General features: G+C 62.8%; 25 protein-coding genes. 12 read left to right on the forward strand and 13 right to left on the reverse strand.

All coding sequences use genetic code 11. The annotated features are described in order from the left end of the window. Positions 1-137: 137 nt before the first annotated feature. The 3 genes from gshB (at position 138) to QTJ18_RS23305 (ending at position 3,849) form a co-directional block, all read left to right on the forward strand. Entirely contained in the window at positions 138-1,091 is a 954-nt protein-coding gene (gshB, locus tag QTJ18_RS23295; RefSeq protein WP_252753455.1) for a glutathione synthase, read from the forward strand. A 210-nt stretch (positions 1,092-1,301) separates the two neighbouring features. Further along, positions 1,302-2,834: a YifB family Mg chelatase-like AAA ATPase gene (locus QTJ18_RS23300; RefSeq protein WP_252753683.1), complete on the forward strand. Its 1,533-nt coding sequence runs from the start codon at positions 1,302-1,304 to the stop codon at positions 2,832-2,834. 64 nt (positions 2,835-2,898) lie between these two features. Next, the gene (locus QTJ18_RS23305) at positions 2,899-3,849 is read left to right on the forward strand and encodes a GNAT family N-acetyltransferase (RefSeq protein ID WP_252753454.1); all 951 of its coding nucleotides are present in this window, start codon (positions 2,899-2,901) and stop codon (positions 3,847-3,849) included. Positions 3,850-3,998: 149 nt separating this feature from the next. Here QTJ18_RS23305 and cysK read toward each other — a convergent pair whose 3' ends face one another. From cysK to dut, 3 genes are all read right to left on the reverse strand, one after another. Beyond that, positions 3,999-4,967 carry a cysteine synthase A gene (cysK, locus tag QTJ18_RS23310; protein WP_252753453.1) on the reverse strand — a complete coding sequence of 323 codons (969 nt, stop codon included), beginning with the start codon at positions 4,965-4,967 and terminating at the stop codon, positions 3,999-4,001. Positions 4,968-5,126: 159 nt separating this feature from the next. After that, positions 5,127-5,738 (reverse strand): LysE family translocator, encoded by a 612-nt coding sequence (locus QTJ18_RS23315; RefSeq protein WP_252753452.1) that lies wholly within the window; start codon positions 5,736-5,738, stop codon positions 5,127-5,129. Positions 5,739-5,841: 103 nt separating this feature from the next. Continuing rightward, positions 5,842-6,300, reverse strand: coding sequence for a dUTP diphosphatase (gene dut, locus QTJ18_RS23320; protein ID WP_252753451.1), 459 nt, complete (start codon positions 6,298-6,300; stop codon positions 5,842-5,844). A gap of 85 nt (positions 6,301-6,385) precedes the next feature. Between dut and QTJ18_RS23325 the strand changes: the two genes are divergently transcribed. Next, complete coding sequence (locus tag QTJ18_RS23325) at positions 6,386-7,969, forward strand: peptide chain release factor 3 (protein ID WP_252753450.1); 1,584 nt, start codon at positions 6,386-6,388, stop codon at positions 7,967-7,969. Positions 7,970-7,983: 14 nt separating this feature from the next. Here the strand turns inward: QTJ18_RS23325 and otsA are convergent, their stop codons facing one another. Together otsA and otsB are read right to left on the reverse strand one after the other, a co-directional pair. Next, entirely contained in the window at positions 7,984-9,432 is a 1,449-nt protein-coding gene (gene otsA, locus QTJ18_RS23330; protein ID WP_252753449.1) for an alpha,alpha-trehalose-phosphate synthase (UDP-forming), read from the reverse strand. Between the two features lie 34 nt (positions 9,433-9,466). Beyond that, positions 9,467-10,258 (reverse strand): trehalose-phosphatase, encoded by a 792-nt coding sequence (otsB, locus tag QTJ18_RS23335; protein WP_252753448.1) that lies wholly within the window; start codon positions 10,256-10,258, stop codon positions 9,467-9,469. Positions 10,259-10,565: 307 nt separating this feature from the next. Here otsB and QTJ18_RS23340 point away from each other — a divergent pair, with 307 nt between their 5' ends. The 3 genes from QTJ18_RS23340 to QTJ18_RS23350 all read left to right on the forward strand — a co-directional run bounded on the left by QTJ18_RS23340 (position 10,566) and on the right by QTJ18_RS23350 (position 12,582). Further along, positions 10,566-11,360 carry a class II glutamine amidotransferase gene (locus tag QTJ18_RS23340; RefSeq protein ID WP_252753447.1) on the forward strand — a complete coding sequence of 265 codons (795 nt, stop codon included), beginning with the start codon at positions 10,566-10,568 and terminating at the stop codon, positions 11,358-11,360. A 128-nt stretch (positions 11,361-11,488) separates the two neighbouring features. Continuing rightward, entirely contained in the window at positions 11,489-12,058 is a 570-nt protein-coding gene (locus QTJ18_RS23345; RefSeq protein WP_252753446.1) for a chromate transporter, read from the forward strand. After that, on the forward strand, positions 12,055-12,582 hold the full coding sequence (locus tag QTJ18_RS23350; RefSeq protein ID WP_252753445.1) for a chromate transporter: 528 nt from the start codon (positions 12,055-12,057) through the stop codon (positions 12,580-12,582). The genes QTJ18_RS23345 and QTJ18_RS23350 overlap by 4 nt, the downstream gene beginning before the upstream one ends. A gap of 7 nt (positions 12,583-12,589) precedes the next feature. On the opposite strand, the gene coaBC is transcribed toward QTJ18_RS23350, so the two are convergent. From coaBC to QTJ18_RS23370, 4 genes are all read right to left on the reverse strand, one after another. Next, positions 12,590-13,804, reverse strand: coding sequence for a bifunctional phosphopantothenoylcysteine decarboxylase/phosphopantothenate--cysteine ligase CoaBC (gene coaBC, locus QTJ18_RS23355; RefSeq protein ID WP_252753444.1), 1,215 nt, complete (start codon positions 13,802-13,804; stop codon positions 12,590-12,592). A gap of 254 nt (positions 13,805-14,058) precedes the next feature. Continuing rightward, positions 14,059-15,342, reverse strand: coding sequence for a TRAP transporter large permease (locus QTJ18_RS23360; RefSeq protein ID WP_252753443.1), 1,284 nt, complete (start codon positions 15,340-15,342; stop codon positions 14,059-14,061). Between the two features lie 15 nt (positions 15,343-15,357). Then, on the reverse strand, positions 15,358-15,864 hold the full coding sequence (locus QTJ18_RS23365; RefSeq protein ID WP_252753442.1) for a TRAP transporter small permease: 507 nt from the start codon (positions 15,862-15,864) through the stop codon (positions 15,358-15,360). Continuing rightward, positions 15,861-16,892: a TRAP transporter substrate-binding protein gene (locus QTJ18_RS23370; protein WP_252753441.1), complete on the reverse strand. Its 1,032-nt coding sequence runs from the start codon at positions 16,890-16,892 to the stop codon at positions 15,861-15,863. Before QTJ18_RS23370 ends, QTJ18_RS23365 begins: the two co-directional genes overlap by 4 nt. 349 nt (positions 16,893-17,241) lie before the next feature. Between QTJ18_RS23370 and QTJ18_RS23375 the strand changes: the two genes are divergently transcribed. Beyond that, positions 17,242-17,790, forward strand: a complete 549-nt coding sequence (locus QTJ18_RS23375) for a glyoxalase superfamily protein (protein ID WP_252753440.1) — start codon at positions 17,242-17,244, stop codon at positions 17,788-17,790. 3 nt (positions 17,791-17,793) lie between these two features. Here the strand turns inward: QTJ18_RS23375 and QTJ18_RS23380 are convergent, their stop codons facing one another. Together QTJ18_RS23380 and QTJ18_RS23385 are read right to left on the reverse strand one after the other, a co-directional pair. Next, positions 17,794-18,600, reverse strand: coding sequence for a COG3904 family protein (locus QTJ18_RS23380; RefSeq protein ID WP_252753439.1), 807 nt, complete (start codon positions 18,598-18,600; stop codon positions 17,794-17,796). Then, a complete protein-coding gene (locus tag QTJ18_RS23385; RefSeq protein ID WP_252753438.1) occupies positions 18,597-19,961 on the reverse strand; it encodes a hypothetical protein in 1,365 nt (454 codons plus the stop codon). The genes QTJ18_RS23380 and QTJ18_RS23385 overlap by 4 nt, the downstream gene beginning before the upstream one ends. Positions 19,962-20,089: 128 nt before the next feature. Here QTJ18_RS23385 and QTJ18_RS23390 point away from each other — a divergent pair, with 128 nt between their 5' ends. Beyond that, positions 20,090-20,251, forward strand: coding sequence for a hypothetical protein (locus QTJ18_RS23390; protein ID WP_252753437.1), 162 nt, complete (start codon positions 20,090-20,092; stop codon positions 20,249-20,251). Here QTJ18_RS23390 and ubiB read toward each other — a convergent pair. Together ubiB and ubiE are read right to left on the reverse strand one after the other, a co-directional pair. Next, a complete protein-coding gene (gene ubiB, locus QTJ18_RS23395; RefSeq protein WP_252753436.1) occupies positions 20,244-21,818 on the reverse strand; it encodes a 2-polyprenylphenol 6-hydroxylase in 1,575 nt (524 codons plus the stop codon). The genes QTJ18_RS23390 and ubiB overlap by 8 nt on opposite strands. A 42-nt stretch (positions 21,819-21,860) precedes the next feature. Next, positions 21,861-22,637 (reverse strand): bifunctional demethylmenaquinone methyltransferase/2-methoxy-6-polyprenyl-1,4-benzoquinol methylase UbiE, encoded by a 777-nt coding sequence (gene ubiE, locus QTJ18_RS23400; protein WP_252753435.1) that lies wholly within the window; start codon positions 22,635-22,637, stop codon positions 21,861-21,863. A 146-nt stretch (positions 22,638-22,783) separates the two neighbouring features. On the opposite strand from ubiE, the gene mutM reads away from it, so the two are divergent. The 3 genes from mutM (at position 22,784) to dnaA (ending at position 26,630) form a co-directional block, all read left to right on the forward strand. Next, entirely contained in the window at positions 22,784-23,677 is an 894-nt protein-coding gene (mutM, locus tag QTJ18_RS23405) for a bifunctional DNA-formamidopyrimidine glycosylase/DNA-(apurinic or apyrimidinic site) lyase (RefSeq protein ID WP_252753434.1), read from the forward strand. Between the two features lie 219 nt (positions 23,678-23,896). After that, complete coding sequence (rpsT, locus tag QTJ18_RS23410) at positions 23,897-24,163, forward strand: 30S ribosomal protein S20 (RefSeq protein ID WP_252753433.1); 267 nt, start codon at positions 23,897-23,899, stop codon at positions 24,161-24,163. A gap of 883 nt (positions 24,164-25,046) precedes the next feature. Then, the gene (gene dnaA / locus QTJ18_RS23415) at positions 25,047-26,630 is read left to right on the forward strand and encodes a chromosomal replication initiator protein DnaA (RefSeq protein WP_252753432.1); all 1,584 of its coding nucleotides are present in this window, start codon (positions 25,047-25,049) and stop codon (positions 26,628-26,630) included. Positions 26,631-26,638 lie beyond the last annotated feature (8 nt).

Consider the following 26,638-nt stretch of genomic DNA (forward strand, 5'->3'; position numbering starts at 1 on the left):
GTCCGGCCCCTTTCGAGCCTCTGCCGCACCGTGCGCGTTAAGGAAATCCTGCAGAAGCGGCGGCTGCCGGAAACCAGCCGTTGCCATCGATTGCCTGCCGTCCTACATCTGGCGGGCAATCTGACAAGGGGCAGGGTATGGCCAAAATCCGCAAAGTCGCGTTCCAGATGGACCACGTGTCCGGCATCAACATTGCCGGAGATTCCACCTTCGCCATGGCGCTGGAGGCGCAGGCACGGGGGTTTGAACTCTTTCACTACACGCCGGACCGGCTGACCATGCGCGATGGCTCGATCTTTGCCCGGGTCGAGCCGATGAGTGTTCGCGACGACAAGGCGAGCCATTATACGCTGGGCGAGGGCGAGCGGGTCGATCTCGCGACGATGGACGTGGTGATGCTGCGCCAGGATCCCCCTTTCGACATGGCCTATATCACCTCCACGCATCTTCTCGAGCGCCTGCATCCGAAGACGCTGGTGGTGAATGATCCGGCCTGGGTCCGCAACTCGCCGGAAAAGATCTTCGTCACCGAATTTGCCGATCTGATGCCGCCGACGCTGATCACCCGCGACCCCGGCGAGATCGCCCGCTTCCGCGAGGAATTGGGCGATATCATTCTGAAGCCGCTCTATGGCAATGGCGGCGCCGGCGTGTTTCATTCCGCCCGCGATGACCGCAATTTCTCCTCGCTGCTGGAAATGTTCGCGCAAATGTATCGCGAGCCCTTCATCGCACAGGGTTATCTGCCCGCCGTCCGCAAGGGGGACAAACGCATTCTTCTGGTCGATGGCGAGCCCGTAGGTGCGATCAACCGGGTCCCGGCAGAGCATGACAGCCGGTCCAACATGCATGTGGGGGGCCGCGCCGAAGCCACCGAACTGACCTCGCGCGAGGAAGAGATCTGCCGGAGGATCGGCCCGGCGCTGCGCGAGCGCGGCTTCCTTTTCGTCGGGATCGATGTGATCGGCGATTTCATGACCGAGATCAACGTGACCTCACCCACCGGCATTCGCGAAGTGAAGAAATTCGGCGGGGCTGACGTGGCCGCTCTCTTGTGGGATGCAATCGAGGCGCGGCGCAACGCCGGCTGAGGGCACGAAAAGCAGCTCACCGCTGCCCTATGATCCTGTTTCGTTCCTTTAGCGGCATGTAAAGAAGCGATCCCATCAGTATCAAGGCGCGAATGTTCGTTTTATGTTCTTGTTTCGCTCCGGAAACTATGCTTGACTGTACTTGCTTATTCCCATCGGCGGCTTGCCGAATTGAGGTGCGGCAAGGGCGAGGCGGGCGAGGCAGTTCCGATGGTTGCAAGAGTGAGTACGGTTGCATTCCAGGGCATAGAGGGCCTGCCTGTCGATGTTCAGGTCATGGTCGGGCCCGGCAAGCTTGGCATGCAGATCGTCGGACTGCCGGATAAGGCCGTGGCGGAAAGCCGGGAACGCGTGCAGGCAGCCCTGCACGCCTCCGGTCTGGCGCTGCCGCCCAAACGTGTGACGGTCAATCTGGCGCCGGCGGATCTGCCCAAGGAGGGGTCGCATTTCGATCTGCCGATCGCTCTCGGTCTGATGGCAGCGCTTGGCGCCATTCCGGCCGATGCGCTCGCCGATTATGTGGTGATCGGCGAACTCAACCTGGATGGCACGCTGGCTGCGGTGGCCGGTGCCTTGCCCGCGGCAATCGCTGCGAATGCGCAGGAGAGGGGCCTGATCTGCCCGGCCGATAGCGGCGCGGAAGCGGCCTGGGCCGGCGCGGCAATCGATATTCTCGCGCCCCGCAGCCTCATCGCGCTCGCCAACCACTTTCGCGGCACGCAGGTTTTGACAAGGCCGCAGCCGGCCATCCGGGCTCCGGCCGCCAATCTTCCGGACCTTGCCGATATCAAGGGACAGGAAAGCGCCAAGCGTGCTTTGGAAGTGGCTGCAGCGGGTGGCCACAATCTCCTGATGGTCGGGCCGCCGGGCTCTGGCAAATCCATGCTTGCGGCAAGGCTTCCCTCCATCCTGCCGCCGCTGTCGGCTGCCGAGCTTCTGGAAGTCTCGATGATCCACTCGATCGCCGGCCAATTGTCGGGCGGCAAGCTGTCCGACCGGCGGCCGTTTCGCACGCCACATCATTCCGCCACCATGGCGGCGCTTGTGGGCGGCGGCATAAGGGCCAGGCCGGGCGAGGCCTCGCTCGCCCACCATGGTGTGCTGTTTCTCGACGAATTTCCCGAATTTGCGCCGCAGGTGCTCGATGCCTTGCGGCAACCGCTGGAAACCGGCGAATGCGCGATTGCCCGGGCCAATCACCGGGTCTGCTACCCGGCGCAAATCCAGCTGGTTGCCGCGATGAATCCCTGCCGCTGCGGCATGGCGGGCGAACCGGGCCATAGCTGCGCCAGAGGGCCGCGCTGCATCAGCGACTATCAGGGCCGCATTTCGGGTCCGCTGATGGACCGGATCGATATCCGCATCGACGTCCCGGCCGTCTCCGCCGCCGACCTTATCCGTCCGCGGCCGGCCGAAAGCAGCGCCACGGTCGCGGCACGGGTGGCGGAGGCCCGCGCGCGGCAGCGCCGCCGTTTTGCCGCCGCCGGCCTTCCGGAGATCTCGACCAATGCCCGCTGCTCCACCGCCCTGATCGAGGATTTTGCCGCGCCGGATGCGGCAGGCGCGCAACTGTTGCGCGATGCGGCGGAGAAGCTGAAATTCTCCGCCCGCGGCTATCATCGTATCCTCAAGGTGGCCCGCACGCTCGCTGATCTCGATGACCAGGAACGGGTCGGACGCATTCACCTGGCTGAAGCGATCTCCTACCGGATTGCCGGCGAACGCTTGACGGCGGCGGCATGAGGCGCCAGCACTCGCTCGTCGAACAAGGAGGATGAGCCCTTGCAGCTGCGACGCATCGGGCGGCATGACGGCGACTGGCAGGAGGTTTTTCCTGCACCTGAACGCCGTCTTTGGTATCCAGAATTTCCCCCGCTGGGCACGCGTCGGCGGTTGGGGCGATCGCTACGAGGTCGTTGCCCTAACGGAAGGTGACAAAATCTGTGCCACCATCGGCGTCACCGTGATGGAGGGGTGGCTGGGCAGGCGCCAGCCCATGCCCGTCTTCCAACTGGGCGCCGTTGCCACCCGCCCGCAGGATCGCGGGCGCGGACTGGCGCGCCGGCTGCTGGAACATGTGCTGGCGGAGGCGGATCGTCACGGCACGCCGGTTTTGCTGTTCGCCAATCCCTCGGTGGTCGATTTCTATCCGCGTTTCGGGTTTCGACGCCTGATTCCGGATCGGCTGTTTCTACAACTTCGACCAGGCCCTGAAACGAAGAATGCCATCGGGCGCCGATTCGACCCGGAGACATTGCAGGACCGTGCCCTGCTCGCGATGTGGTGCGACAGAGCAGATGCCCATGGCGGAATCCTCGCGGTACGACCGGATGCCTCCATCCTTCTCTGGCATCTCATGAACACGAACGTGACCGCTTATGTTCTGCCGAAGGAAAGAGGGCTGGCTTTTGTCGAGGTGACGGACAGAGGCGTGATGCTCTGCGACTGTCTTTCGCGAGACGGAATGGGCCATCACGGCTTGCTGCAGGCGCTGGCAGCCCCGTATGGCGGCCGGATCGAGTTGGGTTTCGTGCCGGACGATCTCTTTAAAGAGGTTCCGGAAAACTGTCCCAAGGTTTTCCGGAACCTGCGTCAAGAGAATACACTAAGCGGACGAAGCGTTGGCGGGCCCACCATACACGACAGTCAGGGCGAGAACGGCTTGATCCGTCAGCCGTGGCCGGAGGCCTACATGTTCTGGCGAGGCCCTTCCCTGCCGGAGGGCATCCTGCATTTTCCCGCACTGATGATGACCTGAGGCTGTTCGAGGACGCGGTGCGCATCGACGATGCAGAGAGGGAATGCCAAAAATCCGAAGACGTTCGTTCCCCGGCGGCTGAATCGTTTTGCAGAAACGCCGCCGATGGAAATTATCGATTCGCTATTCGCTATTCGCTATTCGCTATTTTACCCGCCCAGCCCCTCAAACAACGCCGTCGAAAGATAGCGCTCGGCAAAGGAAGGAATGATAACAACGAGGTTTTTCCCCTCGTTTTCGGGGCGGGAGCCGATCTTGATGGCGGCGGCCAGCGCCGCACCGGAGGAAATGCCGACCGGCAGGCCCTCGAGCCGCGCCACGTGGCGGGCAGTTTCGATAGCCTCGCCGCTGGCAATCGTGACAACCTCGTCATAGATCGATCGGTCGAGGATCTTCGGGGCAAAGCCGGCGCCGATCCCCTGGATCTTGTGGGGTCCGGGTTCGCCGCCGGACAGGACCGGGGATTCCGCCGGTTCGACGGCGAAGATCTTCAAATCGGGCTTGCGCGCCTTCAAAACCTGACCGACGCCGGTGATCGTGCCGCCGGTGCCGATGCCGGCCACGAAGAGATCGATCTTTCCCTCGGTATCGTTCCAGATTTCCTCTGCCGTGGTCTTGCGGTGGATCTCCGGATTGGCTTCGTTCTCGAACTGCTGGGGGATCACCGAATCCGGCAGGCTGGCCGCCAGTTCTTCCGCCTTGGCAATGGCGCCTTTCATGCCCTTGGGCCCCTCGGTCAGGACCAGTTCGGCGCCAAGCAGGGCCAGCATCTTGCGCCGCTCCACAGACATGGTCTCCGGCATGGTCAGGATCAGCCTGTAGCCCTTCGCGGCAGCGGCGAAAGCCAGTGCAATGCCGGTATTGCCGGATGTCGGCTCGATCAAAGTGGTCTTGCCGGGCGCGATCTTGCCTTGCGCTTCCAGGCTTTCGATCATCGCCACGCCGATGCGGTCCTTCACCGAGGAGATCGGGTTGAAGAATTCGAGCTTGGCCAGAAGATGGGCCTTCACGCCTTTTTCCTTCGCCAGCTTGTCCAGGCGCACGATGGGCGTGTTGCCGATGGTCTCGACGATAGAGCCGTAGATCTTGCCGCGGCCTGGCTTGGCGGTGTCCGACATGTCCGAATTCTCCCAAATGCTGTTTCACACCTAGATTAGGATGTAATTGCCTGACCGGCGAGGGGTAGCATTGCGCCTGAGGCGTGGAATCAGGAAAAAACTACGCGAGTTTCGGCTGCTTCCGGGCGTCGCTTTGCCGTCTCCCATTTGCCCCAGGCGTCAGCGCGCCGCGATATAGGCGGCGGTGCCGGCCAGAATGCTGGCTGCCGAGCGGTTCAGGATCTGCAAGGTCCGCGGGCGTTTCAGCAGCAGCCGGGCGCGTGCCGCCAGCAGGATGTAAGGCAGGAGGACAGCCATCAGCACGGCGAATGTCACGCAGACCAGCACCAGATAGTCGCTGACGCCGATCTCGCGGATGGGCAGAAGAGTGGGCGCCAGGGCAAGGTAGAAGAGCATGGTCTTCGGGTTGCCGAGCGTTACCAGGAGGCCGGACAGGAAGGACAGAAAGACGCTCGGAACCTGTTCCGCTTCGATGCTCTGCGAAAGGAGTCCCGTGGTCCACAGCTTCCAGGCAATGAAGCAGAGATAAGCCGCCCCGGCATATTTGATGATCAGAAAAATGGTGCCGAATTGCTGCGCCACGAGCGCCAGCCCCAGGATGACGGCCGTCAGGTAGACGAGGTCGCCCAGAATGAGGCCAAGACCCATGAAGAAGGTCGGCCGGAACCCGGAACCGAGGGCGCGGGCAACGATAGCCGTCATGCCCGGCCCGGGTATGGCGGCTGCAATGAAAAGGGCGCCTGCATAGGCAATCAGCGATGTCAGTGTCATGCCGTCTCCTCCCTCGATCTTCGTTCAGCCTCGCCGAGTATCGTCAATTCCCAGCAACCGCCGTCAATTGCCGGCAATCGCCGTGCAAGGCCGTCAGGCGCTGTCAGATGCCCGTCGAACCGAAGCCGCCGGCACCGCGCCCGGTTTCGCTCACGGTTTCGGCCTCGGCAATGCGGGCCTGCACCACCGGCGCCAAGACCAGCTGTGCGATCCGCATGCCGCGTTCGACCACGAATTCCGCGTCTGAAAGGTTCACCAGCAGGACTTTGACCTCACCACGGTAATCGCTGTCAATGGTTCCCGGGGTGTTGAGGCAGGTCACGCCGTTCTTGAAGGCCAGTCCGGAGCGCGGCCGCACCTGCACCTCGAAACCTTGCGGGATCTCGAAGATGAGGCCGGTGGCTATCAGCGCGCGCTGGCCCGGGCCAAGTCTCACCGCCTCGCTCACGGCCGCCCGGATGTCCATGCCGGCAGCGCCCCGCGTCTCGTATGCCGGAAGCTCAAGGCCCTCTGCATGCGGCAGGCGGATCACGGTGAGAGCGGGCCCGATAATGTCCTGCATGGCAGTCTCCTTCATGTTTGCACGGTCAATTGCATAAATGGGCCAAAATCGCTAGATACGCGGCAACTCAAAGGATTTGCACATTATGCAAGACAGCATTGCCGAAGCGGTGTCCCGCCGCCGAACCTTCGCGATCATCGCGCATCCGGACGCCGGTAAGACGACGCTCACCGAAAAGCTCCTGCTCTTCGGCGGCGCCATTCAGCTGGCGGGTGAGGTCAAGGCCAAGAAGGACAAGATCCAGACGCGCTCCGACTGGATGAAGATCGAGCGCGAGCGCGGAATTTCAGTCGTCACCTCGGTCATGACCTTCGAATATGAAGGCAATATCTTCAATATTCTCGACACGCCGGGCCATGAGGATTTCGCCGACGATACCTATCGCACGCTGACAGCAGTGGATGCGGCCGTCATGGTCATCGATGCCGCCAAGGGTATCGAGCCGCGCACGCTCAAGCTGTTCGAAGTCTGCCGCATGCGCGATATTCCCATCATCACCTTCGTCAACAAGATGGACCGGGAAAGCCGCGATACCTTCGAAATCCTCGACGAGGTCGAAGAAAAGCTGGCGCTCGATACGGCACCGATCACCTGGCCGGTCGGCCGGTCGAAGTCCTTCTGCGGATCCTATAACCTCGCCAATAGCACGTTTCGCGGCAGTGATACCCAGGTGGAACCGGTTCGCGTCAATGGTCCGCAGAGCGTGGCCGATCATCTGCCGGAGAACGAGCGCCAGACATTCGTCGAGGAACTGGAACTCGCCATCGAAGCCTGCCGTCCCTTCGATCGCCAGGCCTTCCTGGAAGGTCATATGACGCCGGTCTTCTTCGGGTCGGCCCTGCGCAATTTCGGCGTCCGCGATCTGATCAACGCGCTCGGCGATTTTGCCCCGCCGCCGCGCGATCAGGTGGCCGATACCCGCACGGTGCATGCGTCCGAAGACAAGATGACGGCCTTCGTTTTCAAGATCCAGGCCAATATGGACCCCAATCATCGCGACCGCATTGCCTTTGCCCGCATCTGCTCCGGCAAGCTGGAGCGGGGCATGAAGGCACGGCTGGCCCGCACGGGAAAGCAGATGGGGCTGACGGCGCCGCAATTCTTCTTCGCCTCCCAGCGCCAGCTTGCCGATACGGCCTATGCCGGCGATGTGGTGGGCATTCCCAACCATGGCACTCTGCGCATCGGCGATACCTTGACCGAAGGCGAAGCCCTGGTCTTCCAGGGCGTTCCGAATTTCTCGCCGGAAATCCTGCGGCGCGTGCGCCTGGAAGATGCAATGAAGGCGAAAAAGCTCAAGGAAGCCTTGCAGCAAATGGCGGAAGAAGGCGTCGTGCAGCTCTTCTCACCGGAAGACGGTTCGCCGGCCATTGTCGGCGTGGTCGGGGCCCTGCAGCTCGATGTGCTCAAGGAGCGTCTGTCGGCCGAATACAGCCTGCCGGTTTCCTTCGAAATGTCCCGCTTCTCCGTCTGCCGCTGGATTTCCTCCGACAACAAGGCGGAACTGGAGAAATTCCTGACGGTCAAGCGCGGCGATATCGCCCGCGACCTGGACGGCGATCCGGTGTTCCTCGCTCAGGACGCCTTCTCGCTTCGCTATGAAGCCGAACGCTACCCGGCCATCAAGATGGTCGCCATCAAGGAATATCACGTCGCCAAGGCGGCGTGATCGCGAGGCGATCCTTACGCCTGGGTGCAGGAGAGAGTGGGCGACGCGGGATCGGCCGGCGATGCATTGGCGGCCGTATACTCCGCCATGTCCGACGTCAGGTCGATCAGGAAATCGTCGCACCAGCGCTTCACGTCATGCTCCAGCAGGTGATCCATCATCCCCTGCCACCGCTGCTGACGTTCTTCCAGCCCCATTGTGAGGCCGCGGGCTATGGCATTGCCCGTTCCTTCAATGTCATAGGGGTTGACGAGCAGAGCGCCCTTCAATTCCCGCGCAGCACCCGCAAAACGCGACAGAACCAGGACGCCGGGATCGTCCGGATCCTGGGCTGCGACGAATTCCTTGGCGACAAGGTTCATGCCGTCGCGCAGGGGTGTCACCAGTCCGACTTTGGCAAGACGATAAAGCCCGGCCAGCACCGGCCTGCCGATGGACCGGTTGATATAGCGGATCGGCACCCAGTCGACGGTTCCCAGCGCCCCGTTCACCCGCCCGGCCTGCTCCGCGACCGTGCGCTGCATCGCCTCGTATTCCGGTACTTCCGAGCGCGATTTGGGGGTGATCTGCAGATAGGTCACGCTGCCCTGATGACCGGGATTGCGCGAGACAAAGCTTTCATAGGCATCGATCCGCTGCGTGATTCCCTTGGAATAGTCGAGCCGGTCGACGCCGATGATCAGTTCGCGTCCCTCGAGGCTCTGGCGGGCCTTGCGTACCATTGTGGAGTTCACCGATTTGCGCGCAAATTCGGCAAAGGCCTCGGTCTCGATGCCGATGGAATAGAAGCCGCCCTTGAAGGTCCGTCCATGCGACTGGAACAGCCCATCGCCAATCGCATTGCCGAAGCCTTCCCGCACCAGGCAGCCGCGGAAATTTTCCAGGTCATGATCGGTCTGAAAGCCCACCAGATCGTAATGCGTCAGCCCACGCATGATCTCCTCATGCACCGGCATGGCAAACAGCACGTCCGCCGGCGGCCAGGGAATGTGCAGGAAGAAGCCGATCCGGTTCTTGAAACCCATCTGGCGCAGCTCCGCCGCCAGCGGAATCAGGTGGTAATCATGCACCCAGAGAATGTCGTCCGGTTTGATCAGCGGCGCCAGTCGATGGGCGAAGAACCGGTTGACGCGAAAATAGCCTGCCATCTCCTTGCGGGCATATTCGGCAAGATCCAGCCGGTAATGACAGATCGGCCACAAGACCCGGTTGGCGAAGCCATGATAGTATTCCTCGACATCGGTCTTCGTCAGATCGGTCAGGGCATAGGTGATATTGCCACGTTCCGTCAGGGCAAGCGGCGCAGGATCCTTGCTGCCGCTGGATTTTCCGGACCACCCCATCCAGACCCCGCCACGCTCTTCCAGGGCCGCTTGCAACGCCACGGCCAGGCCGCCGGCGGGCGCCGTGCCGTTTTTCTCCGGCATGGGGACGCGATTGGAAATGACGACGAGACGGCTCAAAACTTAATTCTCCTTCGACGGTTCGAGACTGGCATCACTCCGATGCAAGCCCCTTCAGCATCTGTCTGAGAGCGTCCGCGGACGCGATTGTATATCGTGCGGCGGTCTCCGCCGTCGGCTCGCCAATCCGGATGGAGCATCCTCCCATGTCATTGGCGACCTTGAACATGGCTTCGTCGGTCACGTCGTCGCCGATGGCGATCGGCTTTCGGCCGACAAAGGGCGGCTCCGACAGGAAGGCACGCACGGCCGCGCCCTTGCTGGCACGCGCGGGGCGGATCTCGATCACCATCTTGCCACGCTGTAGCGCATAATCCGGCCCGGCCTCTTCCAGGGCGGAATGCATGACGGCCTCTACCGATTGCTGCCATTGCGGCGCCTGGCGATAATGTGCGGCGACGGCCGCCCCCTTGTCCTCGATGAGAACGCCGTTCCAGTCGCCGGTAACCCGCGCCAGCGAGGCTTTCAATGTCGAAAAGGCGGGATCCTGTGCCACGGAATCGACAGAACCGTCGGCCCGCCGGCGTTCGGCTCCGTGCAGACCGGCAATGGGCAGGACAAGCGGGGAGAACAGCGTGTCGGCGTAAACCAAAGCACGTCCCGTCACGAGCGCCAGCGCTCCGTCCAGCCTGTTTGCAAGCCGAGCCAGATGATCGGCAAGCTCGGGCGGTACGATGATTGCGTCCGGCGTTGCCGCAAGATCCAGCAAGGTCCCGTCTATGTCGAGAAACAGGGCCCAGGAGTCCGGCTGGCCAAGGAGACTAACCAGGACGTCTTCACCCGAATGAAGGGTGTCGATGTCACGTGTTGTGTCGGTCGGTAACATGGGAGTGTACTTAGGCGGTGCATGCCGCAAGGCAAGACCAAGGCTGGCTTTGTCGCCGCCTGCCACTCCGCCGGGCCCCCGTCCGACTCCCGTCCGACTCCCGTTCGGCCCCCGTCTGGCCCAGTCCTGCCATTGCCCGGCTCTCTCTGCGCGCCTATTCCTCCGCTACCCCTGGCACCGCTCGGTCGCAACGCTCTGCCGCCACCAAAGTTGAGTGTTGATTGGAATTAACCGCATGTTAACCATTATCGATCGATTCTTGATCACGTGTCGCCGCCGCCTGCGGTCCGGTCCGGAGCTTGAAGCAATGTGTCGTTGGGCTGCCTATCGTGGTCACCCCTTATATCTGGAAGAGCTGGTCTCCTCTCCTGCGCATTCCCTGATCGAACAGAGCCATTGTGCCAGCCGGGCCAAGACGGCGACCAATGGCGATGGCTTCGGCATCGCCTGGTATGGCGATCATCCCGAGCCGGGTCGCTACCGGGATATCCTCCCGGCATGGTCGGACTGCAATCTGCGCAGTCTCGCGCGCCAGATCCGCTCGCCGCTGTTTCTGGCCCATGTGCGGGCGGCCACCAATGGCAGCACGCGCCGTGACAATTGCCATCCTTTCGTCCAGGGCCAATGGTCCTTCATGCATAATGGCCAGATCGCCGGCTTTGACAGGATCCGCCGCCGTATGGAGGCCCGGCTTGGCGATGCGCTGTTTGCCGCGCGCACCGGCACGACGGATTCGGAATTGCTGTTTCTGCTGGCGCAGGAGCTCGGCATGGCCGACGATCCGCTCGGAGCCGTTTCCCGTGCCATTGCACTGGTGGAGAGCCTGGCCGCCGAGCAGGAGGTCAACACGCTGGTTCGCTTCACGGCGGCCTTTTCGGACGGCAAGACGCTGTATGCGGTCCGTTATGCAACCGACAACCGGCCGCCTACCCTTTACGGGTCGCCCATGGGCGGCGAGGGCGGGTATTGTCTGGTTTCCGAACCGCTCAACGACGATGTGGATGCCTGGACGGAGATACCGGACGGAAGTGCCGTCGTCGTCAGCGATTCCGGCATGATGATCCAACCCTTTTCTCCGGCAGGCTTCGCCAAGGCGGCGTGAGTTTCGCCGGTCCCGGTTGACGATCCACCATCGCCCCCACAATGCATCCTGATGCGTCCGCCTGCGGGTTGGACTTATGTCCCAAGCGGCAGTAGTGCAGGATCAGCATGATGGGAAGGATGAAGACGATGACCCCTACCGCACTGCCAGACCTGGAGATTGTGCCGATCCGGCCCAAGGCGCGAGAGATCTTTGCCGGCTTTCTCGGCATTGGCCTGATCGGCTTTGGCGGCGTATTGCCGCTCGCGCGGCGGATGCTGGTGGAGGACAAGGCCTGGCTGAGCGAGCAGGAATTCTCCGATCTCCTGGGTCTCTGCCAGTTTCTGCCGGGCGGCAATGTGATCAATCTCAGCATTGCGGTCGGCATGAAGTTTCGCGGCTGGCGGGGCGCGCTGGCCGGCATTCTCGGGCTGACCGCCATTCCCACGGCCTTCGTCATCCTGCTCGGCGTGCTTTACGACCGCTATAGCGGTGATCCCCATGTCCAGCACGTCTTTGCGGGCCTTGCGGCGGCGGCGGCGGGCCTTTTGATCGCCATGGCCTGGAAGATGCTCAAACCTCTCCTCACCCGCCCCATCGCCCTGCTGGTCGTGATCCTGCTCTTCATCGCTGTCGCTATCGTCAGGGTGCCGCTGATCCTCGCCATGCTGGTGATTGCGCCGCTATCGATCCTCCTGGCATCCCGGGTGTCGCGATGATCGCAACCCTTTTGGCCCTGGCACTCATTTTTACCGAATTATCCCTGATGGCCTTTGGCGGCGGCTATGCGGTTCTGCCGGAAATCCAGCGCCGGGTGGTTGAGGTTCAGCATTGGGCGACGCCGGCGGAGTTCAGCGCGCTTTTCGCGCTGGCCCAGGCGGCGCCCGGCCCGAACATGATGATCGTGCCGCTGATCGGCTGGCATGTCGCGGGCCTGCCGGGCCTGCTGGTCACCTCGCTCGCCAAGTTTCTCCCCTCGTCGATCGTTACCTGCCTTGCCGTTTCAGCCTGGGAGCGATTTCGCGACCGCCCGTGGCGCGCCGTGGTTCAGGCGGGGCTGCTGCCAATTACCGCCGGCCTCGTCGCGTCCAGCGCGGTCGTCATCACCATGGCCTCGGTGACCCATGTCTGGCTCGCGGTGCTGACCGGTATAACCGCGGCGATTTCCATCTTCACCCGTGCTCATCCTGTGGCCGTGCTGGCGCTCGGGGCCGTAAGCGGCCTTGCCGTCAGCTTCGCCTGACAGGCGTTCACGCAGGCTTCGACAGGCGATCGGCGACCAGCGCGGCCAGCCTTTCGGCCACCGCATCCTTGGCAAGATCCGGCCATTCCTCGATCCCGCCGCTGGAAATGATCTTCACCCGGTTGTGGTCGCCACCCATGATGCCGGTGGCCGGCGAGACATCATTGGCGATGATCATGTCGGCGCCCTTGGCGTCAAGCTTGCGGCGGCCATTCGTCTCCACCTCCTGCGTTTCCGCGGCAAAGCCGATGACGAGGCGCGGCCGATCCGGGTGATGGCCCACCGTCTTCAGGATATCCGGATTTTCGGCAAGCAAGAGCGGCGCAGGCGGCTCGCCCGGCTTTTTCTTGATCTTCTGGCCCGCCGAGGCGACGACCCGCCAGTCGGCAACGGCGGCCACCATGACTGCGATATCGGCAGGCAGCGCCGAGAGAACGGCGGAAAGCATGTCCTCGGCCGTTTCCACATGCGTCACCGCGACGCCGGCCGGATCAGGAATGGTCACGGGGCCGGACACAAGGGTCACATCCGCGCCGAGACGCGCGAGAGCGGCGGCAATGGCATGGCCCTGCTTGCCCGATGACCGGTTGGCGATGTAGCGCACCGGATCGATCGGTTCATGCGTCGGGCCGGAGGTGACGATGGCGCGCTTTCCGGCAAGCGGCTTCTCCTGCGGCAGAAGAAGCGCTGCGGCAGCAGCCACGATCTCCAGCGGTTCGGCCATGCGGCCGGTGCCGGCTTCGCCGCTTTCGGCCATTTCGCCCCGCATCGGTCCGATCAGGCAAACGCCATCGGCTTTCAGCGTGTCGAGGTTGCGTCGCGTGGGCGCGGCATTCCACATCACCGGGTTCATGGCAGGGGCAAGCAGCACGGGCCGATCCGTGGCCAGAAGCACGGCGCTCGGCAGGTCGTCGGCCAGGCCATGCGCCATCTTGGCCATCAGATCGGCAGTGGCAGGGGCGACAAGAACCAGGTCGCAATCGCGCGCCAGGCGGATATGGCCGACATCCTGCTCGTCCTCGCGGGAGAAGAGATCCGTATAGACGTGGCTGGCCGAAAGCGCCCCGACAGCAAGCGGCGTGATGAATTCCTGCGCCGCGCGGCTCATCACGGGTCGCACTGTCGCTCCCCTCTCGCGCAGCCGGCGGATGAGATCGAGGCTCTTATAGGCGGCGATACCCCCCGAGATGATCAGCAGAATGCGTTTGCCCTGAAGGTCCATGGGCCTCTCCCCTGTGGTGTCGGGCTGTGATTGGCGTTCGGCTCGCCCCTCATCCGCCTGCCGGCACCTTCTCCCCGAGGGGAGAGGGACAAGCCGCACCGCTCGCGGTTCCCCTCTCCCCTTGGGGGAGAGGTCCGCCGAGCGAAGCGGAGGCGGGGTGAGGGGCGGCTTGCGCAGACGCCGAAAGCCGGACCGACTTCTTGCCCCGGACCCTAAGCGTCTGACGCGCAACATGCAATCACCGCCCGGCCTGCTCACATTTGCGAGGGGATGAAGAGTGCCAGAACGGGGACGAAGATCAGCAGCAGGATCCGCAGGAAGTCCATCGCCACGAAGGGCACGAGGCCGGAAAAGATGGTGCCCAGCCGCACATCCTTGACCACCGAGCGCAGCACGAAGGCATTCATCCCGACCGGCGGCGTGATATAGCTGATCTCGGTGACCACCACGACGAAGATGCCGAACCAGATGAGATCGAAACCGGCGCCTGCCACCACGGGATAGAAGATCGGAACGGTGAGCGTGATCATCGAGAGGCTCTCGAACAGGCAGCCAAGCACCAGATAGATGGCGAGAATGACGAAGATGATCGCCAGCGGGCTCTGAAAGCCCGACAAGGCGCCCTGCAGGTCCGTCGCCATGCCGGAGAGGTTGACGTAATTGGTGAAGGTCAGCGCGCCGAACAGGATGAAGAACATCATCGCCGTGTTCTTTGCCGTTTCGTAGAGGGTGCGGAACGTCTCTTCCAGCTTGAAACGGCCCTTGAGGATGGTCAGAAGCATGGCGCCGGCCGCACCCATCCCGGCGGATTCGGTGGCGGTAAAGACACCGAGATAGATCCCGCCCATCACGAAGGTGAACAATAGGAGCGCACCGCTGACCCCGCGCGTTGCGATCAGCCTATCCTTCAGCGGCAGTTTCTCTTCCGTCGGAAGATCAAGGCCGCGCAGCCGAACCGAGATGACGACCGCAGCGGCGTAGCCCGCGATCCCGATGATGCCCGGAATGATGCCGGCCAGGAAGAGCTTGCCGATATCCTGCTGCGCGATGATGCCGTAGAAGACCAGGATCACCGAGGGTGGAATGAGGATGCCGAGCGTCCCGCCGGCAGCGATAGAGGCGGTCGAGAGGCTGTCGGGATAGCGGTAGCGCCGCATCGAGGGCAGGGCGATCTTGGCCATGGTCGCCGCCGTGGCGAGCGAGGAACCGCAGACGGAGGAAAAGCCGCCGCAGGCAAGGATGGTCGCAATGGCAAGACCGCCCTTGCGGTGCCTGAGCCAGGCATGGGCAGCCTTGTAGAGATCGTCCGCCACTCCCGACTGGACGACGAAGTTGCCCATCATCAGGAAAAGCGGCAGCACGGAGAGCGAATATTCGCGGCCATTGTCGAAGAAGGTCTGGCCCAGAAGCGACAGCGCAGGGGCAAGCCCGATGATCGACAGGGTGCCGACCACGCCGACCAGCGCCATGGCAAAGGCGATCGGCATGCCGGAAAACATCAGCGCCAGGAAGAGAAGGCATCCGATCGGCCAGCTCATGCAACTACTTTCGGGTCAGGAACGGGAGAAGACGTGCCGAAGCGTGATCAGACCCGCAATCAGCGTGGTTGCGGAGCAGAGATAGGCGAAAGGCGAAACTGCAAGCCGGAGGCTGACCGTCGTTTCGCCGTAGCTGGCAAGGTCATGGCCGTAAACCAGGAGGCGCCAGGCAATGACGAAGAGGACGCCGGCCGATATGAGCCGGATCAGCGTCCTGCGGATCGGCTGGAGCAGGGCCGGCAGATGGTCGGTCAAAAGGTCGACCGTCACATGCTCCTCGTCCAGGCAGACGGCGGGCAGGCCGATGAAGATCGTCGAAACCAGGAGAAGCGCCGTCAGCTCTGTCGCGCCCTGGAGCGGGCTGTTGAACATGTAGCGCCCGATGACATCCAGCAGTGTGACGACCATCATCGCCAGCAGCATCAGCCCGCAGATGATCGACAAGATCCGGTGTGTCGCTCGCATGGGCGAGGACAGGGCTCGATCCGCTCCGTCTCCGGAAGGTTCGGCCGTCTTGCTCATTCGCCCTTGGCCGCCTTGGCGATCTCGGCCTTCATGGCAGAGAGGGCGGCCTGCACGTCGATACCGGTCGATGCGGTTTCGGCGAGCTTGGCATCGACAACCGGCTTCAGGGCCGCTTCGAACGACTTCACCTGGTCCGGCGTGGCATCGACCATCTTGATCTTGCCCTGCATGGCGGTCTTGCCGGCATTGTCTGCCGCATCCCAGGCCTTGCCGGCCAGTCGTGCCAAAGCTTCGCCCGAAACCTTGTCGATGGCCGTCTTGTCTGCCTCCGACAGCGCATCCCATTTGGCCTTGTTCATCACGACGTAGAAGGAGGTGTTGAAGAGCCCGCCCGGCACCACGAGTGCCGTATCCAGCATCGGGATGAGCTTGAAGAAGGCGACGGATTCGAACGGGAAGGTAATCCCGTCGGCAACGCCGCTGGAGAGGATTTCATAGGTCTTGGAGGAGGGACCCTCCACCGGCACGCCGCCCATGGCCTTGACGAGATCGGCGACAATGCCGCCGCCGACGCGCAGTTTGGCGCCCTTTACCGGTTCGGAACCGGTCACGTCGCGGCCCTTCATGAAGATCTGCCCTGGTCCATGGGTGAAGACGCCAAGGACATGAACCTTGTCATATTCGCCCGCCTTGCGCAGGTCCTTGTCGAAAACACGCCAATAGCCGACGGAAACGCTTTCCGCCGTGTCACCCAGGAAGGGGATTTCGGCAATATTCGTGGTCTTGAAGCGGCCCGGATTATAGCCCTGCACGCCATAGGTGATATCGGCAACGCCATTGACCGCGAAATCGAAATGCGCAGCCGGGGGACCGAGCGGCGCCTGCATGATATTGATCGTCACGCGGCCTTCCGTCGCCGTCTTGACCGCCTCGGCATAGGGTTTCATGACATCGGTCACGAGCGGATGGGTCGGGGGCAGCCAGTTGGCCATGTTCAGCATGGTGTCGGCGCTGGCAAAGGTGGCGCTGGAGAGCGTGCAGGCGGCGGTCAAGGTAAGAGCGGCGAGGGAATGGGTCAAACGCATGGTTCACTGGCTCCGTTCATCGGTTCAGCTGTTCCCGGGCTTCTTCGTTGAAGCCTCAAATTTTCATCCGATGCTGCGCAGTTGAGCCGAAAAGAGCAGAAACTGCAAGCGCTCTTTGACCGTGCGGGCTTCAGGAAAATCAGCCCCGTGCGATCATGTTGCATCGCAAGGGAAGCACCGCTAAGCTTCGGCCCGGGCCGGACGCGGCCTGCCGCCCGTGGCACTTGTTCGAGTGTTTGGTGAACGCGTCCCATACCCTTCGCCTCACGCATCGAGCATGCGTCTTCCGAGCGACGAGCGGATCAGCAATACGGGCACTGATAACGGCGTTCGTCCAGGAGATAACGACATGCGTGACTATCGTGACGCCAAGCTCATGGCCAAGGCCCTTCGGGCAGGCCTGGAGGAGCAGGGCCTTTCCATCAGCCATTCGCAAGCTCTCGAACTGGTGGCGGGCCAATTCGGCTTCGATGAATGGAACGTGCTGAGCGCCAGGATCGGCGCGGCGGAAGAGGTCAAGGCGGCGCGGGTGCTGCTTCAGCCGGCCATCCCGGTCATACGGATCTTCGCCCTCGACATGGCACTGGAATTCTACCGTGATTTTCTCGGTTTCCGCCTCGATTGGGAGCATCGGCATGCGCCAGATCTCCCGATTTATATGCAGGTGTCGCGCAGTGCCATGGTGCTGCATCTGAGCGAGCATGCCGGCGATTCGTCTCCCGGCGCCAAGGTCTTCGTGCCGGTCTCCGGTGTCGAAGCCTTCCATCGGGAATTGACGGAGAAAGGCTGCCGTTTCACCCGGCCCGCCCTTCAGCAGATGCCATGGGGCCTTGACTTGACGGTCACGGATCCGTTCAGCAACCGCCTCGTCTTCTGCGAGCGCGAGATCAAGGCCTGACGATCATTTCCTGCGCGCCACCGGCTGCGGCGGCGCTGCCGGTGTGACGAGCTTGAACTCCTTCAGCTCCGCCTCGGTCAGGTAATAGAGCCGGTCGGGCGGCGTCTCGAGCGCATGGAACCAGAGGCCCGCGCCAATCCCCATCTCTTCGAGATGTCGCGCCACGCGGGCGGTCGTCGCTTGCGCGCTGGCCATGGCCTCTTCGGCTGAGGGACGCTCGCGGCTTGCATTGAAGACCTGGTGCACGCCGATAACGGCATCCTTTTCGGCCTCGCGGGACATGCCGCCCGCCATGAGGATGGGGCAGGAGGAGGCACACAGGGCGCCTGTTGCCACCCGCGTTGCCAGCTTCTTCTCGCGGATCAGCGCCGAGATGGCGATCGCATCATCCACGGCGCCTCCGGGGGAATTGAGGGACACGGTCTTCACATATTCGCCGCGGGTCTCGATTTCCTGCGCGAACCGCGATGCGGCGCCCGGATCGATGGCGCCTTCCGCCAGAAGAATGCCGCCGGTCTGCAATTCGAAGCGGATCGGCTGGCGCAGGCTCTCCGTCGACGTCGTGGGTTCGACAGGCGGGGCATGTGGCTTGCCATCGGTGAGCGCCGGCGGCAGAACCGGCTGATCGGTGCGTAAGGGATCATGGCCAGGCGGGCTTTCGCTTGCCTGATTGGCGAAGTCGCGCAAGTCGACCGCAACGAAGAGCACAGCGACGGCCAGAAGGCCGTAAAAGGCGCCACGCATGATGATGCTGTCATCGGCCCTGGCAAAGGCCTGCCAGGCGCGTGCGGCGGCTGCGGAAGGGCTCATGGGGCAGGTCCCTTGCGCGGCAGCTTGTTCAGATCGAGGCTGGTGACCTTGCCCCCGTCCTCGGAGCCACCCTCCTCAGTGCCCTCATCTTCGTCTCTCCTTACCGGGTCGGCGGCACGCCTCCCGGCCTCTTCCTTAGCCTCCTCCCGACGCAGGGTCTCTTGAAGGTCCACGCCGCCGGCGCCCAGCGCGCGCTGCACCTCCAGCGCCTGCAGAAGTTCCGCGGCCGTGATGCGCTCGGCAAAGGGCATGCGGCTCTCCTGCCGGCGGATGGCGCCATGCACGGTGGCGAGGATGAAGACGAGCACGGCGGGAAGCAGATCGATGGAGATTGCACCCGCCCAGGCCGGAATGAAATCGCCGGCATAACGCAGCACGGCCTCGGCCGAGGAGAGCGGCACGAAGCGGCGTTCGGCAACCGGCGGGCGGTTGAGAATATCGTCGGCCGCCTGGGCCAGCACCTTGGATTGGGCGGCAACCGAGGTGCGGATCGTCTCCATCACCTGGTCCTGGCGGCCTGCAAGATCCGCCTGCGCCCCGTCGGCCACCGGGGCAATGAAGCCAAGCGACAGGTCATCCGCAGCGCGGCGGATCGACGGCGCGATCGAAGTCTGGTTGAGCGAGGTAATCACACCTGTCAGCGCCACGACTTCGGAGGAGAACTGATCGGCACGCGGTGCGACAGCACCCGGCGCCGAGACCAGGGTGCGCATCGTCTCCAGCCGTTTCTGTCCCTGACCGAAGAGATTGGCCACCTGCTCGCGCGATGCGACGATGCCTGTTTCAAGCTCCTTCAGCTGGGCCGACATCTGGCTGAGAAGCTGCACGACGCTGCCCGCACCCGTCGTGCCGGTCAGCGCGCCGGACTGGCGTTCATCCTCTGCCAGCTGCGCAAAGCGTTCCGAGGCACGCTGGATATCCGGCAGCAGGCTCTGCGCGGCAAGCGCATTCTGGTGCGCCTGGTCGAGATCGGCCGTATAGCCTTCCACCGTTTCCGCCAGATGCTGTTCGAGCGCCGCCGAGCCGGCAAGCGCCGCCGCATTCAGCCAGCTGGACATGGCGATGATCATCGCGCAGCCAAGGGCCATGACGCCGATCATCGCGCCACGGGCCGAAGGACCCGTCACATGCGGGAAGAACCGGGCCATATAGGACCAGAAGGCGTAGATCGCGACGGAAACGGAGCCCGCATAGATGACCGCAGCGAAGAAGACGGAGGTCGGCGAGCCGTCCAGCAGGCTGCGCACGCCAAGATAGGTATAGACGCCGGACGCCAGTGCCAGAACGGCAAGCGCAAAACGGGTCATGGTTTCGACGGCGGCCACCCCGTCGTGAAGCCGATGCGATGCGCCAAGCGCCATTCACGCTCTCCTCATGAGATGAGGCTTAACAAACCATGAAGAAGGGGGCGAAATGAAGGCTCTACCCGGCCAGCTGGCGGATCTATCGCCGAACAGGGTAAACGTGTTCGTTGACAGACGGAGATGACATGGCTGCCGACAACAAAGTGAACCGCATCCTCATCATCGGCAATGGCGGCGCGGGCAAGACCTGGCCACCTATGACGGTTTTGCAGGTCGCAAGCATCGCCTGCCGGACCGGGCGAGCATCGCCGCTTTCCTGGCAAAGCTTGGGCCGATCGATCAGCTGATCTGAACGGCGATATAGATCAGCGTTGCGGCCATCACCCAGAGTGCGGCACGACCCCAGCGGCTGTGCTTGGCCTCCGCCTTGCCGAGTGCTTCCGCCGTCTCATTGTCGAAGCGCACGCCGTGTTCGGTCATGTGCAGCAGCTGCTGGTGGAATTTCTCGGTCTTGGCGGCAATCTCCGGAGCCGCTTCCGCCAGTTTGACGGCGGCCTTCAAGCCGTCGCGCAGATCGGTGGCGATACGTTTCGGCCCCAGATTGTCGCGGATCCAGCCGCTGACGACCGGCTCTGCCGCACGCCACATGTTGAAGCGCGGGTCCAACATGCGCGACACGCCCTCCACCACCACCATGGTTTTCTGCAGGAGGATCAGTTCGGGCCGCGTCTGCATTTCGAAAAGATCGGTCACCTCGAATAGAAGCGCCAGAAGACGCGCCATGGAAATGGTTTCGGCCGGCTGGCCATGGATCGGTTCGCCGATCGCGCGTATGGCCTGGGCGAAACTGGCCACGTCGTGATGAGAGGGCACATAGCCCGCCTCGAAATGGACTTCCGCCACGCGCAGATAATCGCGGGTGATGAAGCCGTAGAGGATTTCGGCGAGGAAGCGCCGTTCCTTTTTGCCGAGCCGCCCGACAATGCCCATGTCGACCGCGACGATCATGCCGTCCGGATCAACGAAGAGATTGCCGGGATGCATATCGGCATGGAAGAAGCCGTCCCGCAGCGTATGGCGCAGGAAGGACTGGATCAGCGTCTCGGCAAGGCCCTCGAGATTGTAGCCTGCCGCCCGCAGGCCCTCGATATTCGACATTTTGATGCCATCGATCCATTCCATGGTGATGACATCGCGGCCGGTGCGCTCCCAGTCCACTTTCGGCACGCGAAAGCCGGGATCGTTGCGGGTATTTTCGCCGATCTCGGACAAGGCGGCCGCTTCGAGCCGCAGATCCATTTCCAGTTTGGTCGTCTGTTCCAGCGTTCGCGTCACCTCCACCGGCTTCAGGCGCCGGGTGGAAGGCAGCAGACGCTCCTGCATGCGGGAGATCAGATACATGCTCTCGATGTCATGCGCGAAGCGCTGGCGCACCCCGGGACGCACCACCTTCACCGCCACCTTGCGTTCCCCGTCCGCATAGGCGACGGCCGCCGGATGCACCTGGGCGATGGAGGCGGCGGCCAGCGGTTCGTCGAAGCGCGTATAGAGATCGCCGATCGTGCGGCCAAGCGACAGCTCGACTGCCGCCTTGGCGGTCTGGGTCGGGAAGAAGGCCATGCGGTCCTGCAGCATGGACAGGTCCAGCGCCCAGTCCACCCCGACCACGTCCGGGCGGGTCGCCAGGAATTGGCCGATCTTGACATAGGAGGGGCCGAGCCTGTCGACGGCCCGTGTGAGCCTGACGCTGCGGCTTTCCTGGATCGAATCCGGCCGGGTGAAGATCTGCGCCACAGACTTGACGAGCCCGACCACCGGCGGCAATCCCTGCGTCGGCAGCGCCGCAACGACTCCTTCGCGCACGAGGACCCAGCCCACGCGCGCCAGTCGGAAATAGGCGCCGATCGTGCTCATGAGCTTACTTCCATGGAGGCTGTTGCTTGCTTCATTGCGCCGTCAGATCTTCCAGCCCGAGTGAAGAGCCGCAATGCCGCCGGTGAAATTGCTGTAGGTCACGCGGGAAAAGCCCGCTGTGCGGATCATCTTGGCAAAATTCTCCTGATTGGGAAACTTGCGGATGGACTCCACCAGATACTGGTAAGGCTCGGCATCGCCGGTGATCATCTTGCCGAACTGCGGAATGGCGCGGAAAGACCACTCGTCATAGAAGCGGTCCAGCAAGGGCATCTCCACCTCGGAAAATTCGAGTACGAGAAGGCGGCCGCCGCGCTTGAGGACCCGGAAGGCCTCCGACAAGGCCACATCGATGCGCGGCACGTTTCGAATGCCGAATGCGATCGTATAGGCGTCGAAACTCGCATCGGCGAAGGGCAGCTCCTCCGCATTGGCTTCGACGAATGTCAGATTGTCGGAAAGCTTGCGCTTTGCGGCACGCTCCGCGCCGACCGCAAGCATGGATCCGTTGATGTCGAGCACCGTCGCATGCGCCAGCCGGCCCGAGGCTTCGACGATCCGGAAGGCGATATCGCCTGTGCCGCCCGCGACATCCAGCACTTTGTAGGCGGGATCCTTGCGCGGGTTCAGGCTGGCCACCATGGCGTCCTTCCAAAGGCGGTGCAGACCGGCGGACATGACATCGTTCATGATGTCGTAGCGCTTGGCCACCTTGTGGAAGACCTCGTTGACGAGACCCTGCTTTTCGCCCTGTCCCACATCGCGGAAGCCATAGGAGGTTTCCATTCCACCGTCAGCAGAGGTCCGGCTGTCAGCCATGGCGATCACATCCTCATCCGTATACCCGATGCGCCGCGACCATAGCGAAGACAGCCGGGCGATACTATCTCTTGTCGTGCTTGCGGCACTATGGCGCTGGTCTATAGAGGCTGCTCACCATGTTGGAAACAGGAACTTAGGAAGTCATGCCCGAATTGCCAGAGGTGGAGACCGTTCGTCGCGGCCTTGCGCCGACAATGGAGGAGGCGCGGCTGGTCAGGCTGGAGACGCGGCGCCCCGATCTGCGGTTTCCGCTGCCGGAGAGGTTCGAAGAGCGGGTCGGCGGACGCAGGATCGTCGGCCTCGGCCGGCGGGCCAAATATCTGCTGATCGATCTGGATGACGGCATGACCATCATTGCGCATCTGGGAATGTCGGGCTCGTTCCGGATCGAGGCGGCGGAGCCGGCGCTTGCGCCTGGCGTCTTCCACCATCCACGCTCCAAGGACGAGAAGCATGACCACGTTCTCTTCGATCTGGAGCGGCGCGACGGCCTTCCCGTGCGCGTCATCTACAATGATCCCCGCCGCTTCGGTTTCATGCATCTGTGGAGCCGCAGCGAACTCGACCTCTATCCGGCCTTTGCCGGCCTTGGCCCGGAACCGACCGGCAACCTGCTCGATGCCGGCTATCTCGCGGGGCGCTTTCTCAACCGCATCCAGCCGCTGAAGGGCATGCTGCTCGACCAGAGCGTGATTGCCGGGCTCGGCAATATCTATGTCTGCGAGGCGCTGTGGCGCTCCGGCCTGTCGCCGAAACGCGCCGCGGGAACGCTGGTGACGAGAACCGGCAAGCCGCGGGCCGCGCTCCCTGTGTTGACACAGGCCATTCGCGAGGTGATCGCCGATGCCATCGCGGCTGGAGGCTCCTCCCTGCGCGATCATATCCAGACGGATGGCTCGCTCGGCTATTTCCAGCACCGGTTCGCTGTCTATGATCGCGAGGGCGAAGCCTGCGTGCGGGCCGGCTGCGCGGGCCGGATCACGCGCATCGTCCAGTCGGGCCGCTCCACCTTTTTCTGCCCGGCCTGCCAGCGGTGAGCGGCCGGCAAACCGCCGGCGCCCGGCGGAAAACGCCGTGCCGGCGCATAACAATGCAAATTGCGCGTTGACTGGAACCCGCATTCCAGCTATATCGCCGCCCACAGTTGGGAAAGCCTTTGACGGCTTCCTCTATTGCTCCCGAATTGCTGGAAGACAGGTCGCAGGACCCGGCGCGGCGACGGCGGAGTTTTGGTTCGAATTCGTAGAGAGGCATACATGGCCAATACAACTTCGGCGAAAAAGGCGACCCGCAAGATCGCACGCCGCACTGAGATCAACAAGTCGCGCCGTTCGCGCGTTCGCAGCTTCATCCGCCAGGTCGAAGAAGCCATCGCCTCCGGCGATGTGGCTCAGGCGGCAGAGGCCCTGCGCGCTGCGCAGCCGGAAATTCAGCGTGCGGCCACCAAGGGCATCCTGCACCGCAACACGGCATCCCGGAAGGTGTCGCGTCTGGCCATGCGGGTGAAGGCTCTGTCGGCCTAATTCCGCCAAAATCGCTGTCATATTTGAAGCCCGGTCCCCGACCGGGCTTTTCGTGATTCTCATCCATAACTTTCTGGACTGACCCGTTCTTGACATGCCAATGACAAAGCCGTGACAGAAAAAACAAAACAATTGCAATGACTTGCAGGAGGATGCTCGCCGGCCCGAGGCTTTGCATGGGTGTGCGGCAGGGGCAAAACGAGTCAAGCAAATTTTATTTTTCCGGCCTTCACATTGGTCCGGCTATAGGCATGAATTTGAATCTTGTTGATTCAACAGAGATTCTCCCACGCGGGCAGGTTCCCGAGTCAAATTCGGCTTCGAGAGTCAACGCTGAGGGACGGATTTTGCCGAAAATTCATCGTTGATATCGCCCTCCGATCCTGCCTTAATAAGCTCCAGCAAGGGCGCAGGGGAACTCTCCGGAAGGTCGCTGATCGCACCGACATGTCGGGCGACGGGTCTTCTAACTTTTGCAGCGGATCGTGCTGATCCGTCTTTTTCTTGTAACTTTAAGTTGTTCGCCGGAATCCTCTCGGATTCGCGGGGGCTGGATTTTTGTGTGGCGCAGGGGGCTGCGCATCGAATGTGTCGCGCAGGGAACTGCGCATGTCATCTGTGGCGCAGAAGACCGCGCCTGGAAGGAGCAAGAGAAAAGGTCTGCCTCAACGGCCAGGGGTAGAGAGACGACAGGACGCATACGGGGAACGTCCAAGCCGGCTGGCAACCGGATCTGCCCTGCATGTCATGCGGGGTCAATGAAGCAAAGGCGGGAACTTTCTGTTCGACACGAGGTGAACAGGTGGCCCCGCCTTCAAGAGCAAGACGTCCCGGCGGGCGGATGAACCGCTCCGGCGGGTAAACAATGAGAAGGCGGCGAAGAATGCAGATGAATACGGTTACATCCCGGACGCTGGAGAGCGGGAACAAGGCGTCTGAGGATAACGGTTCAGTTTGCGCCCAGGCGGCGGGAGACAAATCCGAAATGAAGCATGATGCCCTGTTTGAGCGCTTCAGTGCACGCTTGAAGGCTCAGGTAGGCCCCGAGGTCTATGCCAGCTGGTTCGCGCGCCTGAAGCTGCATTCCGTGTCCAAGAGCGTCGTCCGCCTGACCGTCCCGACGACCTTCCTGAAATCATGGATCAACAATCGCTACCTGGATCAGATCACCACCATTTTCCAGGCTGAAGATGCGGGCATCCTCAAGGTGGAAATCCTCGTGCGCACCGCAAGCCGCGCCAGCCAGGCACGCCCCTCTGGTGAAGAGCGGGCAGCGCCGGCCGGTGAAGCCGTGCAGACGCATGCCGCGCGCCGCAATCCCGCCCGCGAGATTGGCCAGATCGCCAGCTTTCCGACCGCCGCGCAGGCGCAGCAGTCCGGCCAGCCGGCCCGGTCCTCCAGCGCGCCAAGCCCGCTCTTCGGTTCTCCCCTGGACAGCCGTTACACCTTCGACACCTTTGTCGAGGGACCGTCGAACCGGGTGGCGCTCGCAGCGGCAAGAACGATTGCGGAGGCCGGCGCAAGCGCCGTTCGCTTCAATCCGCTCTTCGTCCATGCCGGCGTCGGGCTCGGCAAGACCCATCTTCTTCAGGCAATCGCCAATGCCGCGGTCAACAGTGATCGCAACCCGCGCGTTGTCTATCTCACCGCTGAATATTTCATGTGGCGCTTTGCCACCGCTATTCGCGACAATGATGCGCTGACGCTGAAGGAATCGCTGCGCAATATCGATCTTCTGATCATCGACGACATGCAGTTCCTGCAAGGGAAAATGATCCAGAACGAGTTCTGCCATCTCCTGAACATGCTGCTCGACAGTGCCAAACAGGTGGTCGTTGCCGCCGACCGCGCGCCCTGGGAGCTGGAATCGCTGGATCCACGCGTGCGCTCGCGCCTGCAGGGCGGCGTTGCCATCGAGGTGGAAAGCCCGGATTACGAGATGCGCTTCGAAATGCTGAAGCGTCGGCTGGAGACGGCCCGGCAGGACGATCCGGCGCTGGATATTCCCGATGCCATTCTCGACCATGTCGCCCGCAATGTTGCCAATTCCGGACGCGAGCTGGAAGGCGCCTTCAACCAGCTGATCTTCCGGCGCTCCTTCGAGCCGGAACTGTCCATCGAGCGGGTGGATGAGCTGCTTGCGCATCTGGTCGGTGCTGGCGAAGCCAAGCGCGTGCGCATCGAGGACATCCAGCGGATCGTCGCCCGGCACTATAATGTCTCGCGGCAGGAACTGGTGTCGAACCGCCGGACCCGGGTGATCGTGAAGCCTCGCCAGATTGCCATGTATCTGTCGAAGACGCTGACGCCGCGCTCTTTCCCGGAAATCGGCCGCCGCTTCGGCGGGAGGGACCACACGACCGTTCTGCATGCGGTGCGCAAGATCGAGGAACTGATCTCTGGCGACACCAAGCTCAGCCACGAGATCGAATTGCTCAAGCGCTTGATCAACGAGAACAACGCCTGATCGGCAGG

It is taken from the genome of Rhizobium sp. SSA_523, assembly GCF_030435705.1.
Classification (GTDB): Bacteria; Pseudomonadota; Alphaproteobacteria; order Rhizobiales; family Rhizobiaceae; genus Neorhizobium.